The 3,955-nt window shown below is 74.1% G+C and carries 3 protein-coding genes and 1 pseudogene; all 4 read left to right on the top strand.

The annotated features are described in order from the left end of the window. Positions 1–275: pseudogene (locus EAD96_RS00525) on the top strand (2-phospho-L-lactate guanylyltransferase); the annotation flags it as partial. A gap of 39 nt (positions 276–314) precedes the next feature. After that, complete coding sequence (locus tag EAD96_RS00520) at positions 315–512, top strand: cold-shock protein (protein ID WP_043330566.1); 198 nt, start codon at positions 315–317, stop codon at positions 510–512. A 216-nt stretch (positions 513–728) separates the two neighbouring features. Next, positions 729–2,873 (top strand): RNA degradosome polyphosphate kinase, encoded by a 2,145-nt coding sequence (locus tag EAD96_RS00515; protein WP_233585320.1) that lies wholly within the window; start codon positions 729–731, stop codon positions 2,871–2,873. Positions 2,874–2,880: 7 nt separating this feature from the next. Continuing rightward, the gene (locus tag EAD96_RS00510; protein WP_121682883.1) at positions 2,881–3,798 is read left to right on the top strand and encodes an NUDIX hydrolase; all 918 of its coding nucleotides are present in this window, start codon (positions 2,881–2,883) and stop codon (positions 3,796–3,798) included. Positions 3,799–3,955 lie beyond the last annotated feature (157 nt).

Raw genomic sequence — 3,955 nt, 5'->3', positions numbered from 1 at the left:
CGCTGCGACCGGCCGACCTGGCCGCCGCGCTGCGGGCCACCCAGGGGGTACGCGGGTTCGTGGCGGACGCCCCGGGCGGAGGCACCGTGCTGCTCGCCGCGCCGGCCGGTACGCCGCTGGCGCCGCGGTTCGGGCCGGGCTCGGCCGCGGCGCACGCGGCGAGCGGGGCGCTGCCGCTCGCCGGCGACTGGCCCAGCCTGCGCCGGGACGTGGACACCCCGGCGGACCTGGCCGACGCCGCCGGGCTGGGCGTGGGGCCGCGCACGGCCGCGCTGCTGGCCCGGGTCGCCGCGGCGGTGGAGTACGGTGCTGGCATGCAGGGGACGGTGGCGACCTACGACGCGTCGACCCGCAGCGGTGTGCTGCTGCTCGACGACGGCACCGAGCTGGCGTTCCCGGCCCGCGCGTTCGACGCCTCCGGGCTGCGACTGCTCCGGTTGGGGCAGCGTGTCCGGATCGAGCGGGACGCCGACGGCGAGGTGGTCCGGGTGACCTTGCCGACGATGGCGTGAACAACCTGGCCCGAGTTCATTTTCCGTTCACCCTTATCGGGGAATCATGAGGTGGTGAGCACCCCTCGCGAGCAACCCGACGGCCCGCCGCCGATCCTCGACCCCGGCACGCCCCGCAACGGCCGCCCCACCCGCGGCCCGGACGGGCGGTTCCGCCAGCCCCGGCCCCCGGAGGAGCGCCTCGGCGCCGATCCGGACGCGGCCGGCGCGGCCGGGCTGGACGAACCGCTCGACCCGGTGGAGGGCCCCGGCCCGGCCGACGAGACCGCAGCGGACGCCGCGTCGCCGGCCGTGCCGCCGCTGCCGGAGGACCGCTTCCTCAACCGGGAGCTGTCCTGGCTCGACTTCAACGCCCGGGTGCTGGCGCTCGCCGAGGACCCGCGCACCCCGCTGCTGGAACGGGCCAAGTTCCTGGCCATCTTCGCCAGCAACCTGGACGAGTTCTACATGGTCCGGGTCGCCGGGCTGAAGCGGCGGCTCTCCGCCGGCCTGCCGGTACGCGGCGGTGACCGGCTGCCGCTGCGCACCCAGCTCGACCTCGTCACCGCCAAGGCGGCTGGCCTGGTCGCCCGGCACGCCGCCTGCCTGGTCGACGACGTGCTGCCGAAGCTCGCCGCCGAGGACATCCGCATACTGCGCTGGAGCGACCTGGACGACGCCGAGCGGGAGCGGCTGCGCACCTGGTTCCGGGAGCACATCTTCCCGGTGCTCACCCCGCTGGCGGTCGACCCGGCGCACCCGTTCCCGTACATCTCCGGCCGGTCGTTGAACCTGGCCGTGTCGGTACGCGACCCGGACGGCGGCTCGGAGCTGTTCGCGCGGGTCAAGGTGCCGAACAACGTGCCCCGGTTCGTCCGGGTCCACCGCGACCAGCCGGGCGTGCGGTTCCTGCCGGTCGAGGACCTCATCTCGGTGCACCTCGGCCAGCTGTTCTCCGGCATGCAGGTGGTCGAGTGCCACCTGTTCCGGGTGACCCGCAACGCCGAGGTGGAGGTGGACGAGGACCGCGACGAGGACCTGCTCCAGGCGCTGGAACGGGAGCTGGCCCGGCGCCGGTTCGGCCCGCCGGTACGCCTGGAGGTCGCCGCCTCCATCTCCGACCACATGCTGGAGCTGCTGGTCCGCGAGCTGGACATGGACGGCCACGACGTGCTGCGGGTACGCGGGCTGCTCGACCTGTCCGCGCTCTGGCAGGTCTACGGCGAGGCCGACCGGCCCGACCTCAAGGACCCGTCGTTCGTGCCGGCCACCCATCCGCGCCTGGCCGAGGGTGAGGTGCCGCGCAGCGTCTTCGCCACGCTGCGCGACGGGGACGTGCTGGTGCACCACCCGTACCACTCGTTCGCGACGAGCGTGCAGCGCTTCGTCGAGCAGGCGGCGGCCGACCCGAACGTGCTCGCCATCAAGCAGACGCTCTACCGCACCAGCGGCGATTCCCCGATCGTCGACGCGCTCGTCGACGCGGCCGCGGCCGGCAAGCAGGTGGTGGTGCTGGTCGAGCTGAAGGCGCGTTTCGACGAGGTGGCGAACATCGGCTGGGCGCGCACGCTGGAACGGGCCGGCTGTCACGTGGTGTACGGCCTGGTGGGGCTCAAGACGCACTGCAAGACCGCGCTGGTGGTACGCCAGGAGGGCAACCAGATCCGCCGCTACTGCCACATCGGTACCGGCAACTACCATCCGAAGACCGCCCGGCTCTACGAGGACTTCGGCATGCTCACCGCCGACCCGGAGATCGGCGCCGACCTGACCGACCTGTTCAACGTGCTCACCGGCTACAGCCGGCAGACCGCGTACCGGCGGCTGCTGGTGGCGCCGCAGGGCATCCGCAGCGGCCTGATCGAGCGCATCGACCGGGAGATCGAACACGTCCGGCTGGGCATGCCGGGGCTCGTGCAGTTCAAGGTGAACTCCCTGGTGGACGAGGAGATCACCGACGCGCTCTACCGGGCGTCGCGGGCCGGCGTGCACGTGGACCTGCTGATCCGCGGCATGTGCACGCTGCGGCCGGGCGTGCCGGGCCTGTCGGAGAACATCCGGGTCCGCTCGATCCTCGGCCGGTTCCTGGAACACTCCCGGATCTTCCGGTTCGGCAACAACGGCGACGCCGAGTTCTGGATGGGCTCGGCCGACCTGATGCACCGCAACCTGGACCGCCGGGTGGAGGCGCTGGTGCAGGTGAGCGACCCGGTGGCCCGGGCCGAACTGGACCACGTCCTCGCCGCCGCGTTCGATCCCGACGTGGACGCGTTCGAGCTGGCCGCCGACGGCACCTGGCACCGGCGTACCGCCGACGGCGACGTGCCGCTGACCCACCTCCAGGATCTGTTGCTGCGCCGGGTCGGCGGGCGGGCCGACTGACCGGGCCGTGGCGCGTGCCGGGCGGGCATACGGTGAGCGGGTGAGCGACGACGAACCGGTACGGATCCGGGCCGCGGGCGGCGTGGTGTGGCGCCCGGGTCCGGCCGGCGTCGAGGTCTGCCTGGTGCACCGTCCCCGGTACGGCGACTGGTCGCTGCCGAAGGGCAAGCTGGACCGCGGTGAGCACCCGCTCGTGGCAGCCGTCCGCGAGGTGGCCGAGGAGAGCGACGTACGCGCCGTGCCGCAGGTACGCCTGCCCACCGTCCGCTACCGCAGCGAGGGTCTCGCCAAGGCGGTCGACTACTGGTCCATGCGGGCGGCCGGCACCGGCGGTTTCCAGCCCGGCACCGAGGTCGACGACGTGGCCTGGTTCCCGGTCGACGACGCGGTACGCCGGGTCAGCTACCCGCACGACGCCGAGGTGATCGCCGCGTTCGCGGCGCTGCCGCCGGTCACCGCGACGGTGCTGCTGGTCCGGCACGCGCACGCCGGCAAGCGCGGCACCTGGACCGGCCCCGACCACGGCCGCCCGCTGGACGAGCAGGGGTGGGCGCAGGCACGTCTGCTGGTCCCGCTGGTGGCGCTGGTCCGCCCGGCCCGCCTGTTCTCCGCCTCGGCCCGGCGCTGCGTGCAGACGCTGGACCCGGCGGCGGCCCGGCTGGACCTGCCGATCGAGGTCTGCGGCGACTTCGACGAGCCGGCGCCGGGCCAGCAGGCCGAGGAGTGCGCGCTCGCCGCCGCGGCCCGGCTGACCGCGCTGGCGCAGGCCGTCGGGACGGTAGCGGTGTGCAGCCAGGGCAAGGTGATCCCGGGCGCGCTGGAACGGCTCACCGGCCGCGTGGACGAGGACTTCACGACCGCCAAGGGCGGCGGCTGGCTGCTGCCGTTCACCGGTGACCGGTTGGTCCTTCCCGACCGGTTGTGAGGCCGGCCGCGGTTCTTGCGGCGGGTGCTCAGGGCAGCGTGACGGTGAGCGTCACCGGGAGGTGGTCGCTGGCCTCGGTGCGCGGCGCGCGTACCTCGCCGGCGGTCAGGCCCGGCGACACGAAGACGTGGTCGATCTGGGTGCGCGGCTCGTCGGC

The organism is Micromonospora sp. BL1 (genome assembly GCF_003667485.1).
Lineage (GTDB): Bacteria > Actinomycetota > Actinomycetes > Mycobacteriales > Micromonosporaceae > Micromonospora > Micromonospora tulbaghiae.
Note: the sequence above shows the minus strand (reverse complement) of the source record. Positions and strands in the feature narration are given on the sequence as shown.